Annotated in this window: 25 protein-coding genes and 2 tRNA genes; 13 read left to right on the top strand and 14 right to left on the bottom strand. The window is 65.0% G+C overall.

Going from position 1 to position 24,135, the window contains the following annotated elements:
* The first annotated feature begins 19 nt into the window (after positions 1 to 19).
* From ACN0RC_RS11045 to ACN0RC_RS11035, 3 genes are read left to right on the top strand one after another with little or no spacing between them, the layout of a single operon-like run.
* Positions 20 to 1,099 (top strand): mechanosensitive ion channel family protein, encoded by a 1,080-nt coding sequence (locus ACN0RC_RS11045; RefSeq protein WP_417511708.1) that lies wholly within the window; start codon positions 20 to 22, stop codon positions 1,097 to 1,099.
* Positions 1,096 to 1,542: a globin gene (locus tag ACN0RC_RS11040; protein ID WP_417511638.1), complete on the top strand. Its 447-nt coding sequence runs from the start codon at positions 1,096 to 1,098 to the stop codon at positions 1,540 to 1,542. The genes ACN0RC_RS11045 and ACN0RC_RS11040 overlap by 4 nt, the downstream gene beginning before the upstream one ends.
* Positions 1,539 to 3,197: an FAD-binding dehydrogenase gene (locus ACN0RC_RS11035; RefSeq protein ID WP_417511636.1), complete on the top strand. Its 1,659-nt coding sequence runs from the start codon at positions 1,539 to 1,541 to the stop codon at positions 3,195 to 3,197. The genes ACN0RC_RS11040 and ACN0RC_RS11035 overlap by 4 nt, the downstream gene beginning before the upstream one ends.
* A 9-nt stretch (positions 3,198 to 3,206) precedes the next feature.
* Here the strand turns inward: ACN0RC_RS11035 and ACN0RC_RS11030 are convergent, their stop codons facing one another.
* Positions 3,207 to 3,878, bottom strand: coding sequence for a hypothetical protein (locus tag ACN0RC_RS11030; RefSeq protein WP_417511634.1), 672 nt, complete (start codon positions 3,876 to 3,878; stop codon positions 3,207 to 3,209).
* 47 nt (positions 3,879 to 3,925) lie between these two features.
* Here ACN0RC_RS11030 and ACN0RC_RS11025 point away from each other — a divergent pair, with 47 nt between their 5' ends.
* Positions 3,926 to 4,813 carry an acyl-CoA thioesterase gene (locus tag ACN0RC_RS11025; protein ID WP_417511632.1) on the top strand — a complete coding sequence of 296 codons (888 nt, stop codon included), beginning with the start codon at positions 3,926 to 3,928 and terminating at the stop codon, positions 4,811 to 4,813.
* Here ACN0RC_RS11025 and ACN0RC_RS11020 read toward each other — a convergent pair.
* From ACN0RC_RS11020 to ACN0RC_RS11005, 4 genes are all read right to left on the bottom strand, one after another.
* Entirely contained in the window at positions 4,810 to 5,280 is a 471-nt protein-coding gene (locus ACN0RC_RS11020; RefSeq protein WP_417511706.1) for an acyl-CoA thioesterase, read from the bottom strand. The two genes, ACN0RC_RS11025 and ACN0RC_RS11020, sit on opposite strands and share 4 nt — an antisense overlap.
* Positions 5,281 to 5,299: 19 nt before the next feature.
* A complete protein-coding gene (ettA, locus tag ACN0RC_RS11015) occupies positions 5,300 to 6,979 on the bottom strand; it encodes an energy-dependent translational throttle protein EttA (protein ID WP_417511630.1) in 1,680 nt (559 codons plus the stop codon).
* Between the two features lie 58 nt (positions 6,980 to 7,037).
* Positions 7,038 to 7,535: a DUF6993 domain-containing protein gene (locus ACN0RC_RS11010; protein WP_417511628.1), complete on the bottom strand. Its 498-nt coding sequence runs from the start codon at positions 7,533 to 7,535 to the stop codon at positions 7,038 to 7,040.
* An 81-nt stretch (positions 7,536 to 7,616) separates the two neighbouring features.
* Complete coding sequence (locus ACN0RC_RS11005; protein ID WP_417511626.1) at positions 7,617 to 8,126, bottom strand: single-stranded DNA-binding protein; 510 nt, start codon at positions 8,124 to 8,126, stop codon at positions 7,617 to 7,619.
* A gap of 193 nt (positions 8,127 to 8,319) precedes the next feature.
* Here ACN0RC_RS11005 and ACN0RC_RS11000 point away from each other — a divergent pair, with 193 nt between their 5' ends.
* Positions 8,320 to 8,589 carry a hypothetical protein gene (locus tag ACN0RC_RS11000; RefSeq protein WP_417511624.1) on the top strand — a complete coding sequence of 90 codons (270 nt, stop codon included), beginning with the start codon at positions 8,320 to 8,322 and terminating at the stop codon, positions 8,587 to 8,589.
* Positions 8,590 to 8,591: 2 nt separating this feature from the next.
* On the opposite strand, the gene ACN0RC_RS10995 is transcribed toward ACN0RC_RS11000, so the two are convergent.
* Positions 8,592 to 8,663: transfer RNA gene (locus ACN0RC_RS10995), tRNA-Arg, on the bottom strand.
* 52 nt (positions 8,664 to 8,715) lie between these two features.
* Between ACN0RC_RS10995 and orn the strand changes: the two genes are divergently transcribed.
* The 6 genes from orn (at position 8,716) to ACN0RC_RS10965 (ending at position 11,388) form a co-directional block, all read left to right on the top strand.
* Positions 8,716 to 9,342, top strand: a complete 627-nt coding sequence (gene orn / locus ACN0RC_RS10990) for an oligoribonuclease (protein WP_417511622.1) — start codon at positions 8,716 to 8,718, stop codon at positions 9,340 to 9,342.
* 36 nt (positions 9,343 to 9,378) lie between these two features.
* Positions 9,379 to 9,454: transfer RNA gene (locus ACN0RC_RS10985), tRNA-His, on the top strand.
* A gap of 123 nt (positions 9,455 to 9,577) precedes the next feature.
* Positions 9,578 to 10,204, top strand: coding sequence for a LysE family translocator (locus ACN0RC_RS10980; protein WP_417511620.1), 627 nt, complete (start codon positions 9,578 to 9,580; stop codon positions 10,202 to 10,204).
* Positions 10,205 to 10,232: 28 nt separating this feature from the next.
* Positions 10,233 to 10,580, top strand: coding sequence for a metallopeptidase family protein (locus tag ACN0RC_RS10975; protein ID WP_417511618.1), 348 nt, complete (start codon positions 10,233 to 10,235; stop codon positions 10,578 to 10,580).
* On the top strand, positions 10,577 to 10,873 hold the full coding sequence (gene clpS / locus ACN0RC_RS10970; protein WP_417511616.1) for an ATP-dependent Clp protease adapter ClpS: 297 nt from the start codon (positions 10,577 to 10,579) through the stop codon (positions 10,871 to 10,873). Before ACN0RC_RS10975 ends, clpS begins: the two co-directional genes overlap by 4 nt.
* Entirely contained in the window at positions 10,870 to 11,388 is a 519-nt protein-coding gene (locus ACN0RC_RS10965; RefSeq protein WP_417511614.1) for a DUF2017 family protein, read from the top strand. The genes clpS and ACN0RC_RS10965 overlap by 4 nt, the downstream gene beginning before the upstream one ends.
* On the opposite strand, the gene ACN0RC_RS10960 is transcribed toward ACN0RC_RS10965, so the two are convergent.
* Genes ACN0RC_RS10960 through gatC form a run of 6 tightly spaced genes read right to left on the bottom strand, consistent with a single transcriptional unit; the run spans position 11,375 to position 16,952 of the window.
* Positions 11,375 to 11,956 carry a hypothetical protein gene (locus tag ACN0RC_RS10960; protein ID WP_417511613.1) on the bottom strand — a complete coding sequence of 194 codons (582 nt, stop codon included), beginning with the start codon at positions 11,954 to 11,956 and terminating at the stop codon, positions 11,375 to 11,377. The two genes, ACN0RC_RS10965 and ACN0RC_RS10960, sit on opposite strands and share 14 nt — an antisense overlap.
* Positions 11,940 to 12,260, bottom strand: coding sequence for a hypothetical protein (locus ACN0RC_RS10955; protein ID WP_417511611.1), 321 nt, complete (start codon positions 12,258 to 12,260; stop codon positions 11,940 to 11,942). Before ACN0RC_RS10955 ends, ACN0RC_RS10960 begins: the two co-directional genes overlap by 17 nt.
* Positions 12,261 to 12,297: 37 nt before the next feature.
* Positions 12,298 to 13,551, bottom strand: a complete 1,254-nt coding sequence (gene dinB, locus ACN0RC_RS10950; RefSeq protein WP_417511610.1) for a DNA polymerase IV — start codon at positions 13,549 to 13,551, stop codon at positions 12,298 to 12,300.
* Positions 13,552 to 13,606: 55 nt separating this feature from the next.
* A complete protein-coding gene (gatB, locus tag ACN0RC_RS10945; RefSeq protein ID WP_417511608.1) occupies positions 13,607 to 15,139 on the bottom strand; it encodes an Asp-tRNA(Asn)/Glu-tRNA(Gln) amidotransferase subunit GatB in 1,533 nt (510 codons plus the stop codon).
* Positions 15,139 to 16,656, bottom strand: a complete 1,518-nt coding sequence (gatA, locus tag ACN0RC_RS10940; RefSeq protein ID WP_417511606.1) for an Asp-tRNA(Asn)/Glu-tRNA(Gln) amidotransferase subunit GatA — start codon at positions 16,654 to 16,656, stop codon at positions 15,139 to 15,141. The genes gatB and gatA overlap by 1 nt, the downstream gene beginning before the upstream one ends.
* A complete protein-coding gene (gene gatC, locus ACN0RC_RS10935; RefSeq protein WP_417511604.1) occupies positions 16,653 to 16,952 on the bottom strand; it encodes an Asp-tRNA(Asn)/Glu-tRNA(Gln) amidotransferase subunit GatC in 300 nt (99 codons plus the stop codon). The genes gatA and gatC overlap by 4 nt, the downstream gene beginning before the upstream one ends.
* Before the next feature lie 61 nt (positions 16,953 to 17,013).
* On the opposite strand from gatC, the gene ACN0RC_RS10930 reads away from it, so the two are divergent.
* Together ACN0RC_RS10930 and ACN0RC_RS10925 are read left to right on the top strand one after the other, a co-directional pair.
* Positions 17,014 to 18,714 carry a long-chain-fatty-acid--CoA ligase gene (locus ACN0RC_RS10930; RefSeq protein ID WP_417511602.1) on the top strand — a complete coding sequence of 567 codons (1,701 nt, stop codon included), beginning with the start codon at positions 17,014 to 17,016 and terminating at the stop codon, positions 18,712 to 18,714.
* A gap of 49 nt (positions 18,715 to 18,763) precedes the next feature.
* Positions 18,764 to 20,593: a DEAD/DEAH box helicase gene (locus tag ACN0RC_RS10925; protein WP_417511600.1), complete on the top strand. Its 1,830-nt coding sequence runs from the start codon at positions 18,764 to 18,766 to the stop codon at positions 20,591 to 20,593.
* An 87-nt stretch (positions 20,594 to 20,680) separates the two neighbouring features.
* Here ACN0RC_RS10925 and ligA read toward each other — a convergent pair whose 3' ends face one another.
* Entirely contained in the window at positions 20,681 to 22,996 is a 2,316-nt protein-coding gene (gene ligA, locus ACN0RC_RS10920) for an NAD-dependent DNA ligase LigA (RefSeq protein ID WP_417511598.1), read from the bottom strand.
* 40 nt (positions 22,997 to 23,036) lie between these two features.
* Positions 23,037 to 24,134, bottom strand: coding sequence for a tRNA 2-thiouridine(34) synthase MnmA (gene mnmA, locus ACN0RC_RS10915; protein WP_417511596.1), 1,098 nt, complete (start codon positions 24,132 to 24,134; stop codon positions 23,037 to 23,039).
* Between the last annotated feature and the right edge of the window lies 1 nt (position 24,135).

Raw genomic sequence — 24,135 nt, 5'->3', positions numbered from 1 at the left:
GGATCAGGAGGTGCCGTTCATTCCATTCGATGCACCCCCTGAGCCGCCGCCCGTCCTCAATGACCTGGCAACGCTGTGGGGCTCGTTTCTGCGCTGGCTGCTCGAAGCAGGGCAGAACATCCTGCAGATCATCCTGATCATTGCGATCTGTGTCGGCATCGCATTCGTGCTTCGCCTGGTCATCCGGCGTGTCGTCACCCGCATCGTCAGCAGTGCGAAGCTGAAGGCGAACGTGGATGACACGCAGGCCCTCGAGCGCTCACCTCTCGCTGACATGCGCCTCGTCCAGCGCACCCGCACGCTCGGCAGCATCCTGCAGAACATCGTCAACGTGGCCGTCGCGATCGTCGCTCTCGTGCTCATCACGAACCTGCTCGCGCCCAACCTGGTCGGGTCCCTCACTCTGCTGACCGCAGCGATCGGCGCGGGCCTCGGCTTCGGCGCCCAGAACATTGTCAAGGATGTGCTCAACGGTCTCTTCATCGTGGCCGAGGATCAGATCGGCATCGGCGATATGGTCGACATGGGCCTGGCATCCGGAGTGGTCGAGTACGTCGCCGTGCGCATCACGCATGTTAGAGATGTCAACGGCACGCTCTGGTACGTGCGCAATGGCGAAGTCACCCGCATCGGCAACATGTCGCAGGGCTGGGCCCGCGCCATCGTCGACATCGGCGTGCCGGCCGATGCTGATCTGTCGAAGGTGGAAACCGCGCTCCTCGACGCAGCGCAGGGCCTCGCAAAGGATCCGAAGTGGCGCACCCGCATCCTCGAACGTCCTGAAGTGTGGGGCTTGGAGTCGATCACCGGCGAAGCGCTCGTCGTCCGCGTGGTGATTAAGACACGTGCCACGGCGATGGACGACGCAGCGCAAGAGCTGCGCATGCGTCTGAAGAGTGCGATCGAGGCGCTCGATCTCCAGATCCCCTCGATGGAATCTGTCGTGCCGGAGGGCTTCGAGGGTGCCCGCCGGGTTCGCGGTGCGAACCCTCCGACGACCAGGCCCAACGCCGTCACAGGGGTCCCGGCACCCGCACGTGGCATCTGGCGCAAGAAGAACCCCAAGCAGGCACCCGAGACACCAGAGAAGGACAGATGACGTTCTACGACGAGATCGGCGGCTACGACACCATCGAGCGGATCGTCGACGGCTTCTACCGCGAAGTCGCTCTCGATCCTGTGCTGAAGCCGATGTATCCCGAGGAGGACCTCGGTCCTGCTGCCGAGCGATTCACGATGTTCCTTGCGCAGTACTGGGGCGGGCCGACCACCTACAGCGAGAAGCGCGGCCATCCGCGGCTGCGCCTGCGCCACCAGCCCTTCCGCATCGATCCCGACGCACGCGATCGCTGGTTGCGGTGCATGCGCACCTCTCTCGACGAGATCCAGCTGTCCCCACTCCACGACGCGACGTTCTGGGACTACCTCGAGCGCGCCGCATATGCCATGGTGAATACGCTGCCTTCGGCCGCGACGAGCCCGGGAACGCGCACCATGCTCGACCCGCGCAGCATCAGTGAGGATTCAACGGAGAACACATGACACGCACGCCCCTATCCGCAGATGTCCTGGTCATCGGATGGGGTCTGGCAGGCCTCGTCGCCGCTTCAGAGGCGGCAGCGGCGGGTCGTCGTGTGATCATCGTCGACCAGGAGCCCCGCTCGAACCTCGGCGGTCAGGCATGGTGGTCTTTCGGTGGGCTGTTCTTCATCGACTCGCCGGAGCAGCGGCGGATGGGGATCAAGGATTCGCTCGAGCTCGCGTCGCAGGATTGGTTCGGCAACGCCGGCTTCGACCGTGTCGAGGATGAGTGGCCGCGCCGGTGGGCCGAGGCATACCTGGAGTTCGCCGCGGGAGAGAAGCGCGCCTGGCTGCGCGAACGAGGCGTCGGTTTCTTCCCCGTCGTCGGCTGGGCAGAACGCGGTGGCTACGGCGCGATCGGCCCCGGCAACTCCGTGCCCCGGTTCCACATCACCTGGGGAACGGGTCCTGGGATCGTCGCCCCGTTCGATGAGGCCGTTCACCGCGCCGAGGATGCCGGAACGGTAACGATCCTCCCGCGCCACCGGGTGACTGAGCTCCTCACCGCGGATGGCGCGATCGTCGGTGCACGCGGCGATGTGCTCGCCGACAGCGCAGTCGAGCGCGGTGTCCCCTCGTCTCGCGAGGTCATCGGCGACTTCGAGGTCTCTGCTGGAGCGACGATCGTCTCCTCCGGCGGGATCGGCGGCAACCACGACCTCGTGCGCGCTGCCTGGCCCGCACGCCTGGGCACGCCCCCTGCACACATGCTCTCCGGCGTCCCCGCGTACGTCGATGGCTCGATGCACGCCGTCGCAGAGACCGCAGGCGCGCATCTGATCAATGGAGATCGGATGTGGCACTACGTCGAAGGCATTCAGAACTGGGATTCGGTGTGGCCCATGCACGGCATCCGCATCCTCCCCGGACCGTCTTCGCTGTGGCTCGATGCGACCGGCAAGCGGCTCCCGGTGCCGCTGTTCCCCGGCTTCGACACACTCGGCACGCTCGAGCATCTGCGGACAACCGGGCATGATCACTCCTGGTTCATCACGACCCGCCAGATCATCGAGAAGGAGTTCGCGCTCTCCGGCAGCGAACAGAACCCTGATCTCACCGGAAAGGACGTCGGCCTGTTGCTGAAGTCACGCCTGGCGAAGGGTCCGACCGGGCCGGTGCAGTCGTTCCTCGATGAGGGAGCAGACTTCATCGTCGAGGACGATTTGGACTCACTCCTCGAGCAGATGCGCGCACATCCTGGCGGCGATGTGCTGGATATTGAGCACGTCCGCCGCGAAGTCACCGCTCGTGACCGCGAGATCGAGAATGATTTCTCCAAGGACGCGCAGATGGGGATGCTGCGCTCCATGCGCTCTTATCGCGGGGACAAGCTCATCCGCACGGCGGCACCGCACAGACTGCAGGATCGCTCTGCCGGGCCGATGGTCGCCGTCAAGCTGCACGTGCTGACACGGAAATCTCTCGGTGGAATCAAGACGGATCTGGACGGACGCGCTCTCGATGCTGCCGGCGCTGTCATCCCTGGGCTCTTCGCAGCCGGTGAGGCCAGCGGATTCGGTGGCGGCGGAGTGCACGGCTACCGAGCCTTGGAAGGGACATTCCTCGGCGGCTGTCTGTTCTCCGGTCGGCAGGCCGGACGCGCCGCCGCACGCTGATTCTGCTGGTCAGCCGGCTGAGGCACCCGTCGATCGCACTGCCGTCAGTCCGCTTGCGACCGGCCCACGCGACAGCACATGTCCACGGCGGAAGGCAAGGCGCGTCCAGCGCCCCGAGACCGTCACCGGCACCTGCTCCTCGCCCGAGATGAATCCGAAAGCGTGCGCGGCGAAGGCGATGCCCCGAGGAAGCTCGTCGAGCTCTTCGTCGGGCTCGCCCCAGATCGCTGCCCGCAGCACACGGACGGCTTCTTCGCCGGCTCCCGGTGTTGCGCCGCGCGCCACGGCAGAGATGCCCCATTGCGCGCGGTTGGCCACCGCAGCGGCTTCCAGGTCACTCTTCTGCGCCCAGCCGCCGCGCGGGGGCGCGACTCCTGCCCACGCCGGAGACCTCCCGGTCTCGGGAAGAATCAGCCGGCGATCATCGTCATGGTCGGCTGTGAGCTCATCGACGACGATGTCGCACTCCAGCTCGGGATCGGCATGGACGATGCGCATCGCCAAGATGGACGGCGTCTGATCGAAGAGCCCCTGCGGTGCGAGGGCGGCAGCGGTCATCGCCAGCACGCCTCCGAACGCTTGGATGCGGATGCCGTCATCCGAGATCTGGTTCGCACGACCGAGAAAGGTCAGTACGTCCTTCGCGGTGTCGGAGTCGGAGAGAACGAGGCGTGGCTGCACACGTTCTAAACTACCAAGGACGCAATCGGCGTCATGAAGGGAGCGCCATGAGCGCCGATGCGCGGGCTCGAGCAGCCGTCGACCACCTCCTCGACGTTCTCGATCTTGATGAGAGTCAGGCCAGGACCACGGAAGACATCTTCACTGGTCGCTCTCACGCCATGCCGACGGGACGGATCTACGGCGGACAGGTTCTCGGACAGTCGCTCCTGGCCGCGGAGCGCACTATGCCTGCCGATCGCGCCGCGCATTCGATGCACGGCTACTTTCTGCGTCCTGGGGACTCAGCTCAGGGCGTCACCATCGCGGTCGATCGCATTCACGACGGCCGGTCATTCTCCACGCGTCGCGCGCAGGCCTACCAGAACGGTGTGCCGATCTTCTCGATGATCGCGTCGTTCCAAGATGACGCACCTGGCCTCGAGCACGCCGCGCCCATGCCCACTGATATTCCTGCGCCGGAGGATCTCGTCTCAGACGACGAGCTCGTCCGCGGCGAAGCGCAATGGCTCAAAAGTCGTCCCGCGGACATTCGGCATGTCCAGTCGCCGATCTATCTCGCCGCCGATGGCGAGCTCAGCCCCCACCAGGCCATCTGGATGCGGCTGCGATCGCCCATGCCTGATGATGCACGGATGCACCGGGCGGCGTTGGCCTATCTCAGCGACATGACGATTCAGGAGTCGATCTTGCGCGCTCATGGCATCGCCTGGTCGACGCCGGGGCTGAAGGTCGCGAGCCTTGACCACGCGATGTGGTGGCACCGTCCCGCACGGGTCGACGAGTGGATGCTGTACGTGCAGAAATCAGCGAACGCGCGTGGTGGGCGAGGCCTGGCGACCGGCCGCATCTACACGCGTGAGGGTGTTCTCGCTGCGAGCGTGTCGCAGGAGATCATGATCCGTGTGCCTGACGCGCCGGGAGCTGCCGACTAACGTCGATGCGCGTAGGTGATGGGATCTCCGAGATACGGCGCCCATACCTGTCGCATCTCGTCTGCCACGCGGGTCGGCCGCCCCGTCTGCGCATCGACGAGCACGATGATGGCGGTTGAGCGCGCGTAGAGCACTCGCTCGGCGTTCGTGGGGTCGTTGAACACTTCATAGCAGACTTCGACGCTTGATCCACCGATCTTCGCGAACCACATCTGCACGTCGAGCGGACGACGCTGGTACGGCACGGGGGCGAGATACTCGATCTCCTGACGGGCGATGAGAGTGAGGGTTCCCTGGTCGATCCCGGAGTCCAGTACTGCGGTTGGGGGCGCTTCCTCCCCCGGTGCTGCTCTCCAGAAGGCGCGCACGCGAGCCTCTTCGAGAAGCTTGAGCATTGAGGTGTTGTTGACATGGTTGAACGCGTCCAGATCTCCCCATCGCAAATGGATGGGGAGATGCAGACGCATTCCCGTGCCTGCCGAGTCGTCAGTCACGCGTGAGCTTGCGGTGCGTGGAGCGGTGCGGGTTCGCAGCATCCGGTCCAAGACGCTCGATCTTGTTCTGCTCGTAGGACTCGAAGTTACCCTCGAACCAGTGCCACTTGGCAGGGTTCTCGTCCGTGCCCTCGTACGCGAGGATGTGAGTGGCGATGCGGTCGAGGAACCACCGGTCGTGCGTGATGACCACAGCGCAACCGGGGAACTCGAGCAGTGCATTCTCGAGCGAGCTCAAGGTCTCGATGTCGAGGTCGTTGGTGGGTTCGTCGAGAAGCAGAAGGTTGCCACCTTCTTTAAGCGTCAACGCGAGGTTCAGTCGGTTGCGCTCGCCACCGGAGAGGACACCGGCCTTCTTCTGCTGGTCCGGCCCCTTGAATCCGAACTTGGAGACGTACGCCCGAGAGGGGATCTCGGTCTTGCCGACCGTGATGAAGTCGAGCCCGTCGGAGACGACCTCCCACAGGTTCTTGTTCGGGTCGATGTTCGCACGCGACTGGTCGACGTAGCTGATCTTGACCGTCTCACCGATCTTGAGATCGCCGCTATCGAGCGGCTCAAGGCCGACGATGGTCTTGAACAGCGTGGTCTTTCCCACACCGTTGGCGCCGATGATTCCGACGATGCCGTTCGGCGGAAGGCTGAAGCTGAGGCCGTCGATCAGCACACGGTCGCCGAAGCCCTTCTTCAGGTTCTTGGCCTCGATCACGACGCTGCCCAGGCGGGGGCCGGCAGGAATCTGAATCTCTTCGAAGTCCAGCTTCCTGGTGCGCTCGGCCTCAGTGGCCATCTCTTCGTAACGGGCCAGACGAGCCTTCGACTTAGTCTGGCGTCCCTTGGCGCTGGAGCGAACCCACTCGAGCTCATCCTTCAGTCGCTTGGCGAGCTTGGCGTCCTTCTTGCCCTGGATGGCGAGACGCTCGCCCTTCTTCTCGAGGTAAGTGGAGTAGTTGCCCTCGTAACCGATCAGACGGCCACGGTCGACCTCGGCGATCCACTCTGCGACGTTGTCGAGGAAGTACCGGTCGTGCGTGATGGCGATGACGGCACCCTTGTACGCCTGCAGGTGCTGCTCGAGCCAGAGAACGCTCTCGGCATCGAGGTGGTTAGTGGGCTCATCGAGCAGAAGAAGATCCGGCTTCTGCAGCAGGAGCTTCGCCAGTGCGACACGGCGCTTCTCTCCACCGGAGAGCGGAGCGATCGCGGCATCGGCCGGCGGGGTGCGCAGTGCGTCCATCGCCTGCTCGAGCTGGGAGTCGAGGTCCCAACCGTCTGCGGCGTCGATCTCTTCCTGCAGCACGCCCATCTCGGCGAGCAGGGTGTCGAAGTCGGCATCCGGATCTGCCATCAGCGCAGAGATCTCGTTGAAGCGGTCGAGCTTCGCCTTGATCGCAACACCCTCCTGGATGTTCTCCAGCACATTCTTGGACTCGTCGAGCTCGGGCTCCTGCATGAGGATTCCGACGGTGAAGCCGGGCGTGAGCTTCGCCTCGCCGTTGGAAGGCTGATCAAGCCCGGCCATGATCTTGAGGATCGTCGACTTACCGGCACCGTTCGGGCCGACCATACCGATCTTCGCTCCGGGAAGGAACGACATGGTCACGTCGTCGAGGATGAGCTTCTCGCCCACCGCCTTGCGCGCACGAACCATCGAGTAGATATACTCAGCCACCGAAAAACGCTCCTTAGCTAGCCGTCGAGGATCGACACTCCAGCCTACCGGCTCGGGGTCACCAGTCGATCGGTCGGGTGTTTCCTACGAGGCATCGTCCTTCGGCGAGCTGATCCATCACCATCGTCACCGGATTGCCGGTCGACGGCCCGACCTGTCCGACCAGACATTGCGTGTCACCCCAGCGCACCGAGAACTGCATGCTCTCTGCCGCGTGCCCCACTGTCGTGAGGTCTTGAGTGACCTGCATCGCAGACTCATCGAATCCGGCGGCGACGAGCGCGTCGATGTACGCACGCCCAGAAGAGCTTCCTGATGCCGCCCACACCTGCGCGGTGACCGCCTCGAAAATGGGCAGGTTGTCTTCGGCGGTGCCATCCGGATGGAACACCGGCCCCTCCGGCGCAGGTTCCGCCGTCACGGGCGACACCGCTGTCACTGTCGGGGTCGGCGTCGGAGCCGGTTCAGGCGCACACGCTGTGAGTGCGAGCCCCAGAGAGATCAAGACTCCGGCGACGACGGCATAGGGACGTGAGTGAGCAGGTCGACGGGGCACGCTCCGATCCTACGGGCGCGCCCCATCGAACGCTGCCAGCTGCCTTTCATCTCCGCGTCGATGCAAGGCACACCTGCGGCCTCACGCCCGCACCGCCCAATCCTCTTGGGCTGCGAAGCTCTCCGTGTCCGCACCCTCGTCCGCACCCGCTGCGTCGTCACCAGGGGCCTCATCTTCAGGAGGTGTGGCATCGGCTTCTCGCCCCTCCGTTGGCGCGACGTAGACTGCGCCAGCCGGGCGGGCCTTGGCGAAAGCGCTCGCACCCCAGCGCAGATCGTGGCCGATCGTCTCGGCATCGATATCAGCGCTCATCCCCTTCTTTCCGCCGCTCTCCCATTCACGGAGCCGCAGCTTGCCGGTGATGATCACACCATCGCCCGTGCGCAGCGACGCTTTCGCGTGCTCGGCGAGCTGACGGAATGCCGAGACGTTGTACCAGTTGGTGCCGGTTTCGATCCAGCTCTGCGTTTTGGCGTCGTAGCGGCTCTGCGGACTTGCGACGCGAAAGTTCACCACGGGAACGCCGCCCGGGGTCTGGCTGCGATTCGGGTCGCCTCCTACACGGCCGAGAATCGTCACAGTGTCGTTCATCTTGTCTCCTTTTGATGCCGGGGCTCGCCCGGGTCCTCTCAGAGTGCACCTGGGGCACCAGGCGAAAGCGGCCCAGAACCACGTTCGGTGGAGAACTCGCACGAATGGCCGATCAGTGGAGAAAAGGAGACTCCTGCTGCCCTGCGTGCAATGTCAGTGGCCGGTCGTACTGTCGAGGCGAAAGGAGAATCTGATGTCACAGACCCAGCTCGCACAACTATCCGCACTCCCCTATGCCACGCCACGCCTCACCTCGAGTCGTGAACGGCTGATCCGGGCATCCGCCCATCTGTGGCGAGTGCAGAACGATGACGACCGCGTGCTCGGCCACCTGCGGATCGTCTCCGACCCGCTGGGGCTCAGATACCGTGCAGAGCGACTTCACCTCGCAACGGGCACGTTTCGCCTGGTGGGTGATTTCTGGTGCGCAGATGATGCGGTCTGCGCACTGCGCAATGGATGAAGTGCCCCCGGCAGGATTCGAACCTGCGACCGACGGATTAGAAGGCCGTTGCTCTTCCGCTGAGCTACGAAGGCGTATACCTCCACGATATCAGGGCGATGTCGGCACGCTCATTAGAATGAGGACATGGTATCTGCGTCTGAGAACGACCGACTCGTCTGGATCGACTGCGAGATGACGGGACTCGATCTTTCGATCGATGAGCTCGTAGAGATCGCCGTCGTGATAACCGACTTCGAGTTGCGACCGGTCGATCCCGGTTTCCAGATCGTCATCAAACCAAGCAACGAGGCACTCGCGAACATGGGCGAGTTCGTCACCGAGATGCACAAGACCTCCGGCCTGATCGAAGAGATTCCCGAGGGCGTTTCACTCGCGGATGCTGAGGCGCAGACGCTCGCGTACATCAAGCGCTTCGTTCCTCAAGAGCGCAAGGCGCCTCTCGCCGGCAACACGATCGGCACCGATCGCATGTTCCTCGCAAAGTACATGCCGCAGATCGACCAGTGGCTGCACTACCGAAACGTCGACGTCTCCAGCGTCAAAGAGCTCTCGCGCCGGTGGTACCCGCGCGTGTTCTTCCAGTCGCCCGAGAAGAACGGCGGTCACCGCGCTCTGGCAGACATCCTCGAGTCCATTCGAGAGATGCAGTATTACCGCGAGGCGGTCTTCGTCGACGCACCTGGGCCGTCGAGTGATGAGGCGCGTGCAATCTCCGAGCGCACGGTGTCATCGTTCGCTTCAGAGGTGTAATAGACTAGACGGGTTGTCTGCTCCGGCTGACACATGGTGGCTATAGCTCAGCTGGTAGAGCACCGCGTTGTGGTCGCGGGGGTCGCGGGTTCAAGCCCCGTTAGCCACCCCAAATACACGAGGTGTGAACCTTCGACTGTGTAACCAGTCAGGGTTCACACCTCGTTCTCGTTTCGGCGCTTCGCACTCATTCACCTCGCTCACCGTGAGACGATCCCACCCCTAGAATTGCCTGATGTCGCTGACTGTCTGGCTCTCCCTCCTCGCGGCATCCGTCGTCATCAGCTTCACCCCCGGCGCAGGCGCCATCAACACGATGTCCAATGCGATCGCGCAGGGATGGCGCCGCTCGGTATGGGGCGTGATCGGTCAGCAGCTCGCGCTGATCGTGCACGTCATCATCATTGCGGCGGGCGTGGGCCTACTGGTCTCCCGCTCACCGCTCCTGTTCGACATCGTCAGGTACACCGGTGCCGCATACCTCGCGTATCTCGGCATCCGCATGATCTTCGCCCGTGTGCCTGAGCCCGCAGCATCCGATGGCACCGCGCCCGATCGAGAGGGCCGCTTGTCGATGATGCGACGCGGCTTCTGGGTGAACGTGCTGAACCCGAAGGCGATCGTGTTCTTCCTCGCCTTCGTGCCGCAGTTCATCCGCCTCGACGAACCAGCACTCCCGCAGTACCTCATCTTGATCGGAACGGTCGTCACGGTCGATGTGATCGTCATGTGGGGCTTCTTCGCGACCGCCGCGAGACCCTTCCGAACCCTGACTCGATCGCGCCGCGGCATCCGGATTCTCAACATCATCTTCGGTGCGCTCTTCCTGCTCGTCGCAGCGCTCCTGCTGTTCATCCACTGACTGCGTGCGAGCCGTAGGCTTGTGAGCAATGGACATGGACGCTGCGGCCTTCGAAGAACTCGTCATCGACGAGCTCGACCGGCTGCCCGACGAGATGGTCGATGGTCTCGACAATGTCATCTTCGTCGTCGAAGATCGCCCAGAGGACGGCAGCCTGGATCTGCTCGGCCTTTATGACGGGCTGGCTCTGACCGAGCGCGGTCAGTACGGGATGGGCGAGCTTCCTGACCGGATCGCGGTCTACCGTGAGCCGCACCTCGCCCAGTGCGACAACGAGGATGAGCTCCGCGACGAAGTGCACACCACACTCGTTCACGAGATCGCGCACTTCTACGGGATCGACGACAGACAGTTACACGAGTTGGGGTGGGCATGAGCACGCCGATTGCAACCCCAGATCTTGACGAGCTGGTCGGTCTGAGCGCGGCGCCACTCGAACCATGGCAGGTCGTCGTGTGGAACGACCCCGTGAACCTCATGAGCTATGTCACCCGTGTCTTCCGCACCTACTTCGGGTACACGCACGAGCACGCCACCACCCTCATGCTGGCCGTCCACCACGAAGGGCACGCCATCGTCTCCACCGGTCCCCGCGAGACCATGGAGGTGCACGCTCAGGCCATGCACGACTATGGGCTGTGGGCGACGGTCCGGAAGGCTCCGCAATGACACCGGTCGAGATCCGGATGCCTCTGGCGATGATCGAGATCGTGAACCTCGCCGATCTCGTCGATCAGCTCACTGAGGTGATCACCGCGACACACAGCGACCGTGATCCGGCCGTCGCACGCTTGACCCCGAATCCGTACCCTGAGGATGCCGAGGCATCCGTCGAGTTCACGATGGCGACGCGCGATGACCTGCTCAACCGCCGCACCGCCGATGCTGCGCTCGTGCGCGGTGCCCTCGATCCTTTCCTCGACCCCGCTGATGAGCGAGACGAACGCTCCGAGGTCGAGCTTGTCGTCAGCGCTCACGAGATCGACGCCTGGTTGCGCACGCTGACGGCTCTGCGACTGATCATCGCGAGTCGCTTGCGCATCACCGATGATTCCGACCTCGAAGACGCAGACGACCCTCGATTCAACGTCTTCCACTGGCTCGGGTTCCGGCTGGACACCATGATCGCGCTCGCCGACGAACACGAAGAGTCGCCAGACGGCAGAGCCGCTACGGAAGAGTGACCGTCACGGTCGCCAGTTTCTGCGGCGCATCCCTCGTGATGTGCCGCTCTTCCTGCTTCGCCCACCGCTCCCAGTGCGGTCGGAAACCATCTCCGTCACGCTCGAGAGCTCTGTGCTTACGTGATGCCATCGGAGATTCGACCCACACGCGCACGTCGGCCAAGCGCGCGGATGCCGGAGTAAGTGCTCCGCAGCCCTCGAGGATGACACCGAGCGCAGGGGTGACGGCATGCGCCTCTGCCTCGACTTCGAGCTCCCAGTCCCACCGCCGCCAGGTGCTCAGCAGGCCTCGAGCATGAGGGCGCAGAATATCGTGCAGTGCCCGCTCTGCACCGGCGTCAAGGCCGTCCCAGCCTGGGTACAGCGAGTCGAGTGCGATCAGCTGAGGCCGTCCGGCCACAGGCCAGTTCGCGGCAATCATCCGCGACAGGGTCGTCTTTCCCGCACCCGCACGCCCGTCGATCACCACAACCGGGTTGGATGCCTCCACCGCCACCACCGCGTCGATGACGGATGCCGCACCGCGCTGCAGAGCCTGTGCGAGCGGATCGTTACTTCTTGAGTGCACGGATCACGCGCGAGAGCGCACGCCCGGCAACGCACACGAATGGGATCGCGACGGCGAGCAGAGCAACGATGTTGGGCTCGAACCTGAGGCCCTCTTCCCGCCGGACGTATACGCCGAGCGGAATAGACACCCCGCCGCCACCGCCGCCGCCGTTGTCGTCCTGGTCAGCACCGCCGCCGAAGCCGGCCCAGGTCAGCGCGACAGGAGTGATGCTCACACCGTCGACATCCTGTGGCTCGCCATAGGCGCTCTTCACGCCGAAGGAGGTGACTTGCTTTCCGATGTCCAGTGCAATGTTCGGCATGACTACACGCTAGCCGACGAAGGCTCTGCGTGGGCATTCAGTCGACTCCGTGATCCTTCGGGTGCCGTGCAGTCCCGCCCTCCCCACGGCCGACATGTCGGGCGCGAGTGATGGTGGCGCTGCCGAACCGGGCTCGCGCACTGTCTAGAGCGCCTTCGACCTTGCGCCAGTGCTCATCGTCGTCCCAGAGCGCGAACGCCGCTCCACCGGCCGGACGCAGCTTCTCGGCGCGCACCCCGACGAGCCGGACGGGATCGCGGCGATCGATCGACTCGTACAGCGTCTGCGCCGCCTCGCCGATTCGCTGACCGACGGAGGTGGGCTCGGCGAGGGTCTGGGACCTGCTCAACGTGGCGAAGTCGTCGAAGCGGATCTTGATGGCGACGGTCGCGCACTCCCACGACGCCTTCCGCAGCCGCACAGCGACGCGGTCGGCCAACCGGAGCAGCTCCGCTCGGAGGAACTCGCGGTCGGTCACATCGACGTCGAACGTCTCTTCATGTCCGACGCTCTTCTCGACCCGATCCGTTTCGACGGTCCTCGGGTCCTCTCCGCGCGCGAGCTGCGCGATGCGCGCCCCGAGCGCGGGCCCGACAGCACGGTCGAGCATGTCCTGCGGCGAGTCGCGGATGTCGCCGATCGTGCGGATGCCGCGTGCTTCCAAAGCATCCGAGGCCTTCGGCCCCACACCCCACATCGTGCGGACGGACCGCGGCGCCAGGAAGTCGAGCGTGTCGGATGCTGCCACGATCAGCATTCCGTCTGGCTTCGAGATGGTCGATGCCATCTTCGCCACGTGCTTGGTCGCAGCGACGCCGACGCTGCAGCTGATGCCCACCTCTGCCTGCACCCGCTCTCTGACCAGGCGTGCGATCTGCCCAGGACTCCCCCACAATCGCCGCACACCCTGAACATCGAGGAAGGCCTCGTCGACAGACAGCGGCTCCACCAGGGGCGTGATCGATTCGAACACCGCCATCACCTGACGTGAGACCGCCTGGTAACGGTCGAAGTGCGGCATGACGATCTTCGCTGTGGGACACAGCCTCATGGCCTGGCTCACGGGCATCGCGGCGCGCACGCCGTATCTGCGGGCCTCGTAGGAAGCGCTGGAGACGACCGATCGCCCATCCGGTGCGCCGATGATCAGCGGCAGTCCGCGCAGCGACGGATCGTCCATCACCTCGACGGCCGCGTAGAACGCGTCCATGTCGACGTGCAGGATGCGCGTGCCGGTGTCGTCCGCTCCGTCAGCAGAGACGAGCCTGCCTCGTCCGTCACCGCGCCCCATGATTCCATTCTCGCTGAAACCACCGACAAAAGCGGCTCCAGCGAGAACGCGAAACCTACTGGGCGGCGCGCTCCAGGATCAGCTCACGAACGCGAGCGGCATCCGCCTGGCCCTTCATCGCCTTCATGACCGCACCGATGACCGCGCCGGCTGCCTGCACCTTGCCGTCCTTGATCTTGGCCATCACGTCAGGCTGAGCGGAGAGAGCCTCATCGATCGCGGCGATCAGCGCTCCATCGTCGGAGACGACAGCCAGACCACGACCATCGACGACTTCCTGGGGCGTGCCCTCTCCGGCGATGACGCCTTCGAGCACCTGACGTGCGAGCTTGTCGGTCAGCGTGCCCTCATCGACGAGCTTCTGCAGCGCAGCGACGTTCTCGGGCGTGATGAGACCAGCGACGTCCTTATCCTGCGCGTTCGCGAGGCGGGAGATCTCACCCGTCCACCACTTGCGCGCGGCAGCCGGAGTGGCGCCCGCGGCGATCGTCGCCTCGACCTCGTCGATCAGATTGCCGTTGCGGACATCCTGGAACTCCAGGTCCGTGAAGTTCCACTCCGCCTTCAGACGGCGACGGCGCGCGACCGGCTGCTCCGGCAGCTGCGCTCGCAGTTCCTCGATCAGCGCGCTGGTCGGCTGCACCGGCAGCAGGTCCGGCTCGGGGAAGTAGCGGTAATCGTCAGCATCCGACTTCGGTCGACCGGGTGAGGTCGTGCCGGTGTCCTCATGCCAGTGACGCGTCTCCTGTGTGATGGTGCCGCCATCAGCGAGAATCTGCGCCTGACGCTGAATCTCGTGACGAACCGCGCGCTCGACAGAGCGCATCGAGTTGACGTTCTTGGTCTCGGTGCGGGTCCCGAGCGGCGCAGGCTCTTCGCCCTCGGCGACGCGAGGTCGCAGTGACACGTTCGCGTCGCAGCGCAGGTTGCCGCGTTCGAGGCGAGCCTCTGAGATACCGAGGCTGCGCACGATGTCGCGGATCGTGGAGACGTACGCCTTCGCGACCTCCGGGGCGCGGTGCTCCGCACCGAAGATGATGTCGGTGACGATCTCGACGAGCGGAACGCCCGCACGGTTGTAGTCGACCAGCGAGTACTCCGCACCCTGGATGCGGCCGGTCGCGCCGCCCATGTGGGTGAGCTTGCCGGCGTCTTCTTCCATGTGCGCGCGCTCGATCGGCACGGTCACGAGTGTGCCGTCTTCGAGCTCGACGACGACAGAGCCCTCGTACGCGATCGGCTCGTCGTACTGCGAGATCTGATAGTTCTTGCCGAGGTCGGGGTAGAAGTAGTTCTTCCGCGCGAAGCGGCTCGATTCTGCGATCGAGCAGTTCAGTGCGAGACCGAGGCTGATCGATGATCGGATCGCTGTCTCGTTCACCACCGGCATCGCGCCAGGAAGGCCCAGGTCAACCGGAGCGATGAGTGTGTTCGGCTCTGCCGCGTGGTACTTCTCGTTAGCGGGGTTCGGCGCCGCCGAGAACATCTTCGTGTTCGTGTTGAGCTCGACGTGCACTTCGAACCCGAGCACCGGCTCGAACAGTTCGAGGGCCTTGTCGTAGTCCATCAGCTTGGCTGCGGCGGCCATCAGCGGTTCCCTCCTGCGAGCTGCGGGGCGCGGGTGAGCAGCGGGGCTCCCCACGAGTCGACCAGTAGCGTCTCGAGAGCCGCGCCGACACGGTACAGACGAGCGTCCTCGCGTGCGGGGGCGAGGAACTGGATGCCGACGGGCAGTCCGTCGTCGTCCGCGAGCCCGGACGGGATCGAGATGCCGGGAACACCCGCAAGGTTCGCGGGAATCGTCGTGAGGTCGTTCAGGTACATCTGCAGCGGATCGTCGATCTTCTCGCCGATCTTGAACGCCGTCGTCGGTGCCGAAGGCGTCGCGATGACATCGACCTCGGCGAACGCGTTGTCGAAGTCCTGCTGAATGAGCGTTCGCACCTTCTGCGCGCTGCCGTAGTAGGCGTCGTAGTAGCCCGCCGAGAGCGCGTACGTTCCGAGGATGATGCGGCGCTTGACCTCGTCACCGAAGCCGGCCTCACGCGTCGCAGACATGACGTCTTCGACCGTTGCGCCGCCTTCCGGCGTGACGCGAAGACCGAACCGCACGGAGTCGAACTTCGCCAGGTTGCTGGATGCCTCAGCGGGGAGGATCAGGTAGTACGCGGCGACGCCGTACTCGAAGTGCGGCGTGGAGATCTCGACGATCTCGGCACCGTTCGCCTCGAGCAGGTCGAGCGATGCGCGGAAGGACGCCGCGACCCCTGGTTGGAAGCCGGAGTCAGGGAATTCTTTGACGACACCGACCTTGAGGCCCTTGAGCACGTCGCCACGTGCGCCCTCGCGGGCTGCATCGGCGAACGACGGCCATTCGTCGGAGAGCGACGTCGAATCCTGCGGGTCATGACCGCCGATGACGTCGTGCAGGAGCCCTGAATCGAGTACCGTGCGCGTCACAGGTCCGACCTGATCGAGACTCGATGCCAGAGCGATCGCGCCATAGCGGCTCACACCACCATAGGTGGGCTTCATGCCGACGGTTCCGGTGACGTGGGCGGGCTGGCGGATCGACCCTCCGGTGTCGGATCCCAGGGCGAGCGGAGCTTCGAACGCTGCGACGGCGGCAGCCGAACCGCCTCCGGACCCGCCGGGGATGCGGTCGAGGTCCCACGGGTTGCGCGTCGGTCCGTACGCCGAGAACTCCGTCGAAGAACCCATCGCGAACTCGTCCATGTTCGTCTTGCCGAGCGGCACGAGGCCCGCGGCGCGCGCACGAGCGACGACCGTCGCGTCGTACGGCGACATGTAGCCCTCGAGGATCTTGGACCCGCTGGTGGTCGGCTGGTCCTTCGTGACGAGGACATCCTTGATGGCGAGCGGAACGCCAGCGAGCGCGTGCAGCTGCTCCCCCGCGGCGCGGGCGCTGTCGACAGCGTCGGCTGCGGCGAGAGCCCCTTCGTTCACATGCAGGAAGGCGTGCACGTCACCGTCGACCGCGGCGATCCGATCGAGGTGCGCCTGGGTCGCCTCACGACTGGAGACTTCACCGGTGGAGAGCTTTTCGGCGAGCTCCACAGCGGTCCAGCGGATGATGTCGCTCACTGTTCTTCTCCCAAGATGGCGGTCACGCGGAAACGGCCATCCGCGGCATCCGGTGCGTTCTGCAGCACCTGCTCGTGGGTGAGCGTCTCACCGACCACGTCGGGACGGAAGACGTTCGCGAGCGGAATGGGGTGACTCGTGGCAGCGACGTCGGCGGTCGCCACCTCGGAGACCTTCGCGATGTTGTCGACGATGGCGTCGAGCTGGCCGGTGAGCCGCGTCACCTCGTCGTCGTTCAGCTGGATGCGCGCAAGCACGCCGAGATGGCGTACAAGTTCAGGGGTGATTTCAGACACCGTCTCAGTCTAGTTGGCGCCGCACAGACCTCCCGCCTGCATTGCGAATAGGGTGAAGACCATGACGACGCATCATCCCCCTCGTCCGTGGATCGCCAGCTATGCAGAGGGAGTTCCCGAAGATCTTCCTCCGGTTACGGGATCGCTCGTCGACATCGTCGAAGCCTCGGCGCGCGACTATCCGGATGCTCCGGCTCTGGAGTTCTTCGGTCGCGAAACGTCCTACGCGCAACTGCAGTCGGCGATCGATCGCGCCGCGGCTGGGCTCTACGCTCGCGGCATCCGCTCCGGTGACCCGGTGGCGATCGTGCTGCCGAACTGCCCGCAGCACATCATCGCCTTCTACGCGGTGCTCCGCCTCGGCGCTGTGGTCATCGAGCACAACCCGCTCTACACGCCGCGTGAGCTGCGCAAGCAGTTCGAAGATCACGGGGCGAAGCACGCGATCGTGTGGAACAAGGTCGTCGCGACCGTGCAGGAGTTCCCGGAAGATCTGGCAGTGCCATCGATCATCTCCGTCGACATCACCGCCGCAATGCCCCTCCGCACTCGTGCAGCTCTCCGGCTTCCCGTTGCCAAGGCTCGCGAATCGCGCGCTGCCCTGACGGAGAAGGTCCGCGGTACGACGCTGTGGGAACAGGTCGTCGGGTCCGAGCCGCTGCCGTCATCGCATCCGCGGCCCGCCACTGATGACCTCGCGATCATCCAGTACACCTCGGGCACGACCGGCACCCCGAAAGGGGCATCCCTCACCCACCGCAATCTGTTGGCCAACGCGGCGCAGTCGCGCGCCTGGGTGCCATCGATAAAGCGCGGCAACGGATGCGTCGTCTACGCCGTGCTGCCGATGTTCCACGCCTACGGGCTCACTCTCTGCCTCACCTTCGCGATGTCGATGGGCGCCCGTCTGGTGCTGTTCCCGAAGTTCGATCCCGACCTCGTGCTCGATGTCGTGAAGAAGCATCCGCCGACGTTCCTCCCGCTCGTGCCCCCGATCGCCGACCGTCTGCTGAAGTCAGCGAAAGCCAAGGGCATCTCACTGGCAGGGACCGAAGTGGCCATCTCGGGCGCGATGGCGCTGCCGCACGAACTGGTCGTGCCTTTCGAAGAAGCCAGCGGCGGCTACCTCGTCGAGGGGTATGGGCTGAGCGAATGCTCCCCCGTGCTCATGGCGAACCCCGTGGCCGGGAACCGCGTTGCCGGAACCATCGGCCTTCCGCTGCCCGGCACCGAGTGCCGAGTGGTCGACCCGGACAACCCGACACAGGACGTCGAACCCGGTGCACCAGGAGAGCTCGTCGTGCGTGGCCCGCAGGTCTTCTCCGGCTACTACGGCAACCCGGAGGCGACCGAACAGTCCTTCACCGAGGGCTGGTACCGCACCGGCGATATCGTCACGATCGACGACGCCGGGTTCGTGCGGATCATCGACCGGATCAAAGAGCTCATCATCACCGGCGGGTTCAACGTGTCCCCCACAGAGGTCGAGAACGCACTGCGTCAGCATCCGTCCGTCGATGACGTCGCTGTTGTGGGTCTGCCGAGCGATCATTCCGGAGAAGAGGTCGTCGCCGCCATCGTTCTGGAGGCCGGTGCGGAACTCGATGAGGAGTCCATCCGCGAGTTCACGCGAAGCATCCTCACCCCCTACAAGGTGCCGCGTCGGCTGTTCGTGGTGGATGAGCTCCCCAAATCACTCATCGGAAAAGTTCTGCGCCGACAGGTCAAAGACAAGATCCTCGCACTCACCGGCTCGGTCTGAAACTGCGTCTTCACAGGGAATGCGCCACCCGGGGCGCTAGCCTTAGTCAGTGACCCCTGAAGACGCATCTGTGAACGAGCCCACTGACGAATCCCCCACCCTTCCCGGATTCGAGGAGCTCGGCATCACCGGGCCAGTCCTGAAAGCCATCCGCGACCTCGGCTACGAGACACCCTCGCCGATCCAAGCGGCCACGATCCCGACGCTTCTGGGCGGACGGGATGTCGTCGGCATGGCCCAGACCGGAACGGGAAAGACCGCCGCGTTCGCACTGCCAGTGCTCGAACGCCTGGACGTCGCGCAGAAGACTCCGCAGGCACTCGTGCTCGCACCGACCCGTGAGCTCGCCCTTCAGGTGTGCGAAGCATTCGAGTCCTACTCCGCGAAGATGAAGGGCGTGCACGTCCTTCCCGTGTACGGCGGCCAGGGATACGGCGTCCAGCTGTCGGCCCTCCGCCGCGGAGTGCATGTCGTCGTCGGCACGCCCGGTCGCATCATGGACCACCTCGCCAAGGGCACCCTCGACCTCTCCGCGTTGAAGTACCTCGTGCTCGACGAGGCTGACGAGATGCTGAAGATGGGCTTCGCTGAAGACGTCGAGCAGATTCTCGCGCAGACACCGGCAGAGAAGCAGGTCGCACTGTTCTCGGCAACCATGCCCGCGCAGATCCGCAGGCTCGCACAGAAGTACCTGCACGACGCCGAAGAGATCACGGTCAAGTCGAAGACCGCGTCGAGCACCAACATCACCCAGCGCTACCTCGTCGTCTCGTACCAGCAGAAGGTCGACGCCCTCACCCGCATCCTCGAGGTCGAGAACTTCGACGGCATGATCGTCTTCGTCCGCACCAAGAACGAGACCGAGACGCTGGCCGAGAAGCTGCGTGCGCGCGGCTACTCCGCGGCAGCGATCAACGGCGACGTCGCACAGGTGCAGCGCGAGCGCAGCGTCAACCAGCTCAAGGACGGCAAGCTCGACATCCTCGTGGCCACCGATGTCGCCGCCCGCGGACTGGATGTGGAGCGCATCAGCCACGTCATCAACTACGACATCCCCACTGACACCGAGTCGTACACGCACCGCATCGGCCGCACCGGCCGTGCAGGCCGCACCGGCGACGCGATCAGCTTCATCACTCCGCGCGAGCGCTACCTGCTCAAGAGTATCGAGAAGGCGACCCGTCAGGCGCCGACCCAGATGACCCTGCCGAGCACCGATGACGTCAACACCACGCGTCTCGCACGCTTCGACGACGGCATCACCGCGGCTCTCGCCGAGACCGCGCGTATCGAGGCCTTCCGCGACATCGTCGCGCACTACGTACGCAATCACGATGTTCCCGAGGCTGACGTCGCCGCAGCCCTCGCCGTCGTGGCACAGGGCGCAACGCCGCTGCTGCTCGACGCCGAGAACGACCCGCTCACCGCGGCTGTCGCTCGCGACAACCGCCCGCGCAACGATCGTGACCGCGGCGACCGCACGGCCCGCGAGCCGCGCGAACGTCGTGGGCGCGGTGACTACGCCGCGTACCGGATCGAGATCGGCCGCCGCCACCGTGTGGAGCCGCGCCAGATCGTCGGTGCACTGGCGAACGAAGGTGGACTCGGCCGCGATGACTTCGGTGCGATCAACATCAAACCGGACTTCACCATCGTCGAGCTGCCCTCGAACATGGACCCCGCGGTCCTTGACAAGCTCAAGGACACGCGCATCTCGGGTCGTCTGATCGAGATCAAGGCTGACCGTGGTGCGCCCGGGCGCCGCGGCGCCAGCGACGGTGGATCCCGCGGTGGCTACGAGCGCCGCGACCGGCCCTCCTACGGCGACCGCCCCGCCCGCGATGACAAGCCGTACCGCAAGCCGCGCCACAAGGACTGACCCACTTCGCACAGTGAGAATCGCCCTGCCCGCTGAGAATTCGCGTGGCAGGGCGATTTTCGTCGCGGAGAGCAATTCTCGCGGAAGTCACCCCAGCGCGTCGGGCCCCTCGGTCACGAGAGTGTGGAACTGGGCAGCATCCAGAATGCGGATGCCGAGCTCCTCAGCCTTGGCGAGTTTCGAACCAGCACCAGGCCCCGCCGCAACGAAGTCGGTCTTCTTCGAGACGCTGGATGCCGCCTTGCCGCCGGCCGTGATGATCGCTTCTTGCGCCCCGTCTCTGGAGTAGCCATCGAGAGAACCGGTCGCGACGACCGTGAGACCATCGAGCACGCCGCCCTCGACGACAGCTGCGCCAGGACCGGGGTGCCCAGGAGTCGCCCACTGCACGCCTGCCGCGGCCCACTGCTCGACGATGTCGACATGCCAATCGACGTCGAACCACGCCAGCAGCGAATCGGCGATGATTCCGCCGACGCCGTCGACCGCTGCCAGCTCATCTCTTGAAGCAGCACGAATCGCGTCCAACGACCCGAACCACTGGGCCAGAGCGCGAGCCGCGACGGGCCCAACGTGGCGGATATTCAGCGACACGAGCAGGCGCCACAGTTCCTTGGTCTTCGCCTTCTCGAGCTCTGCGAGCAACTTCGTCGCCTGCGAGGAAGGCTGGGAAGAGTTCACTCCCCGCTTTCGCTCTGCCGCGGTCGGGTTGCGGCGGAACGGCGAACGAGTCTTGACGGAGCCGTCGTCGTCTTCTTTGGGGAGCCCGGTCTCGGCATCACGGACGACGACTTCGATCGGCACGATCTGCTCGAGAGTCAGCGTGAACAGTCCGGCTTCGGTGTCAAGTGGTGGCTGCGCTGGAACGCTCGGCTGGGTGAGTGCTGCTGCCGTGACTTCGCCGAGGGCTTCGATATCGAGCGCACCCCGTGAGCCGATGTGCTCTACGCGTCCGCGCACCTGCGCGGGGCACGACCTGGCGTTCGGGCACCGGAGGTCGATGTCACCCTCTTTCATGGCTCGCAGCGGCGTGCCGCATTCCGGGCAGTTCTCCGGCATCACGAACTCGCGCTCGGAGCCATTGCGACGCTCGACGACCGGCCCCAGCACCTCGGGGATGACATCGCCCGCCTTGCGGAGCACAACGGTGTCACCGATGAGGACGCCCTTGGCTTTGACGACGTCCTTGTTGTGCAGGGTCGCCTGACGGACGACTGACCCCGCGACGTGCGCGGGAGCCATCACCGCGAACGGCGTGGCCCGTCCGGTGCGCCCCACCGAGACGACGATATCGAGCAGCGTCGTCTGCACTTCTTCTGGCGGGTACTTGAAGGCGATCGCCCACCTGGGAGCCCGACTGGTCATTCCGAGCTCGTCGTGCAGTGCGAGCTCATCAACCTTCACCACGATGCCATCGAGTTCGTGCTCGATATCGTGACGGTGCTCTCCGTAGTAGGCCACGAAGTCGGTGACCTCGTCGATCGAGTGACACACCTTCGAATGCGGGCTGGTCGGCAGCCCCCATGAGGCGAGAAGTTCGTACACTTCGCTCTGTGCGGCTACCGGCGGGTTCTCCCACGCTCCGACGCCGTGCACGTACAGCGACAGTGATCCGATTCGCAGGAGGCCGGCTTCGAGTTCGAGGCCATCTTTCTTGTCGGTCTGCTGACGCAGCCCGCCGCTGGCGGCATTGCGCGGGTTCGCGAATGCGGGGAATCGGCGTGCCGCAGCACTTCGCGCCCTGTCTTCTTCGAACGGGCGCTTCGCACCTCCCCGCGCCTCCCACTTACCCAAGGCATCGGCATACGCACGCTCCCGGAACGCAGCCTGTGCCGCATTGAGCCCCTCGAACGCCGCAACGGGAATGAACACTTCTCCGCGCACTTCGACGATCTCGGGATGCCCCGCACCGCTGAGCTGCTTCGGGATATCGGCGAGGCGCAGCGCATTCTCGGTGACGATCTCACCGACCCGGCCGTCGCCGCGTGTGGCAGCCGAGGTGAGCACGCCGTTCTCGTACCGCAGGTTGATGGCGAGGCCGTCGATCTTCAGCTCGGTGAGCCACGCGACATCGCGACCAGCCGCCGCGCGAGTCTTCGCCGCCCATTCACGCAGTTCTTCGACGGAGAAGACGTTGTCGAGGCTCAGCATCCGCTCGGCATGCTCGATCGTCGCAAGGCCCGTGGCTTGAGCTGCGCCCACCATCTGCGTCGGCGAGTCCTGCCCGCGCAGTTCGGGGTGCAGCCGCTCGAGATCTTCGAGCCGGTGCATCCAGCCGTCGTAGGTCGCATCATCGACCAGCGAGGTGTCGCGCCCGTAGTACGCGTCTTTCGCTTCGAGGATGCGCGTCGTCAGCTCTTCAGCCTCGATGCGAGCGTCTTGCAGTGAGATGTTCTCCGGCACTCGATCAGTCTACGAGCGGGTACCGACATCACTCGGCTCTTCAGACGTCGACCGGTACCGCAGACACGGTCCGATCGATCGTGAACTGGCCGAGCACACGCGTGCCGACGTACAGCACAGCGGTCTGCCCGGGAGCGACACCGTCCAGCGGCACTGCGGGAACCACGGTGACGCCGTCTGCCGCCACGGTCGCACGCGCGGGAACGGGCTCTGAATGCGCACGGATCTGCACATCGCAGTCGAAATTGCTCGAGGTTGGTGCGGCGCCCGCCCATGAGTGCCGCTCCCCCGAGATCTCACCGATCGCGAGGGCTTCCTTGGGGCCTACGACGACGGTGTTCGAGACGGGACGCACTTCGAGCACGAATCGCGGCTTCCCATCCGGTGCGGGGACGCCGAGCTTGAGTCCGCGCCGCTGTCCCACGGTGAATGCGTGGGCGCCGTCGTGCGAGCCGACGACGTCACCGTTCCGGTCGAGGATCTCGCCCTGCTCCGCGCCGACCTTCTCGGCCAGCCAGCCGCGGGTGTCGCCGTCAGGGATGAAGCAGATGTCGTGACTGTCCGGCTTCTGCGCGACACTCAGCCCGCGCTCAGCGGCTTCAGCGCGCACCAGCGCCTTCGAGGGCGTCTCGCCGAGCGGAAAGTAGGTGTGCGCCAGCTGCTCTGCGGTGAGAACGCCGAGGACATACGACTGGTCCTTCGCGTTGTCCGAGGCGCGGTGCAGCTCGAGCCCGTTCTCGCCGTCTACAAGCGTCGCGTAGTGCCCGGTGCACACGGCGTCGAAGCCGAGCTCGATGGCGCGCTCGAGGAGGGCGGCGAACTTGATCTTCTCGTTGCAGCGCATGCACGGGTTCGGCGTGCGCCCAGCCTGATACTCCGAGATGAAGTCGTCGATCACGTCATCGCGGAAGCGCTCGGAGAAGTCCCACACGTAGAAGGGGATGCCGAGCATGTCGGATGCACGCCTGGCATCCATGGCGTCTTCGATCGTGCAGCAGCCGCGGCTGCCGGTGCGCAACGTTCCCCCCGCCCGTGAGAGCGCAAGGTGCACGCCGGTGACGTCGTGTCCGGCTTCGACGGCGCGGGCAGCCGCAACCGCAGAATCGACGCCGCCACTCATCGCCGCAAGAATCCGCATG

This window comes from Microbacterium sp. (genome assembly GCF_048259935.1).
Classification (GTDB): Bacteria; Actinomycetota; Actinomycetes; order Actinomycetales; family Microbacteriaceae; genus Microbacterium.
This window is presented reverse-complemented; position numbering and strand designations above follow the sequence as displayed.

What these genes read in the sequence shown, in the direction of transcription:
- ACN0RC_RS11020 (WP_417511706.1), bottom strand. Translation starts at nt 5,280, where the DNA reads ATGCGTCTGCATCTCCCCATCCATTTGCGATGGGGAGATCTGGACGCG.
- ACN0RC_RS10980 (WP_417511620.1), top strand. Translation starts at nt 9,578, where the DNA reads ATGTCGCTGACTGTCTGGCTCTCCCTCCTCGCGGCATCCGTCGTCATC.
- orn (WP_417511622.1), top strand. Translation starts at nt 8,716, where the DNA reads ATGGTATCTGCGTCTGAGAACGACCGACTCGTCTGGATCGACTGCGAG.
- ACN0RC_RS11025 (WP_417511632.1), top strand. Translation starts at nt 3,926, where the DNA reads ATGAGCGCCGATGCGCGGGCTCGAGCAGCCGTCGACCACCTCCTCGAC.
- ACN0RC_RS11040 (WP_417511638.1), top strand. Translation starts at nt 1,096, where the DNA reads ATGACGTTCTACGACGAGATCGGCGGCTACGACACCATCGAGCGGATC.
- ACN0RC_RS11035 (WP_417511636.1), top strand. Translation starts at nt 1,539, where the DNA reads ATGACACGCACGCCCCTATCCGCAGATGTCCTGGTCATCGGATGGGGT.
- gatB (WP_417511608.1), bottom strand. Translation starts at nt 15,139, where the DNA reads ATGGCCGCCGCAGCCAAGCTGATGGACTACGACAAGGCCCTCGAACTG.
- ACN0RC_RS10965 (WP_417511614.1), top strand. Translation starts at nt 10,870, where the DNA reads ATGACACCGGTCGAGATCCGGATGCCTCTGGCGATGATCGAGATCGTG.
- ACN0RC_RS10975 (WP_417511618.1), top strand. Translation starts at nt 10,233, where the DNA reads ATGGACATGGACGCTGCGGCCTTCGAAGAACTCGTCATCGACGAGCTC.
- clpS (WP_417511616.1), top strand. Translation starts at nt 10,577, where the DNA reads ATGAGCACGCCGATTGCAACCCCAGATCTTGACGAGCTGGTCGGTCTG.
- ACN0RC_RS11000 (WP_417511624.1), top strand. Translation starts at nt 8,320, where the DNA reads ATGTCACAGACCCAGCTCGCACAACTATCCGCACTCCCCTATGCCACG.
- ACN0RC_RS10930 (WP_417511602.1), top strand. Translation starts at nt 17,014, where the DNA reads ATGACGACGCATCATCCCCCTCGTCCGTGGATCGCCAGCTATGCAGAG.
- ACN0RC_RS11005 (WP_417511626.1), bottom strand. Translation starts at nt 8,126, where the DNA reads ATGAACGACACTGTGACGATTCTCGGCCGTGTAGGAGGCGACCCGAAT.
- mnmA (WP_417511596.1), bottom strand. Translation starts at nt 24,134, where the DNA reads ATGCGGATTCTTGCGGCGATGAGTGGCGGCGTCGATTCTGCGGTTGCG.
- dinB (WP_417511610.1), bottom strand. Translation starts at nt 13,551, where the DNA reads ATGGGGCGCGGTGACGGACGAGGCAGGCTCGTCTCTGCTGACGGAGCG.
- ACN0RC_RS10955 (WP_417511611.1), bottom strand. Translation starts at nt 12,260, where the DNA reads ATGCCGAACATTGCACTGGACATCGGAAAGCAAGTCACCTCCTTCGGC.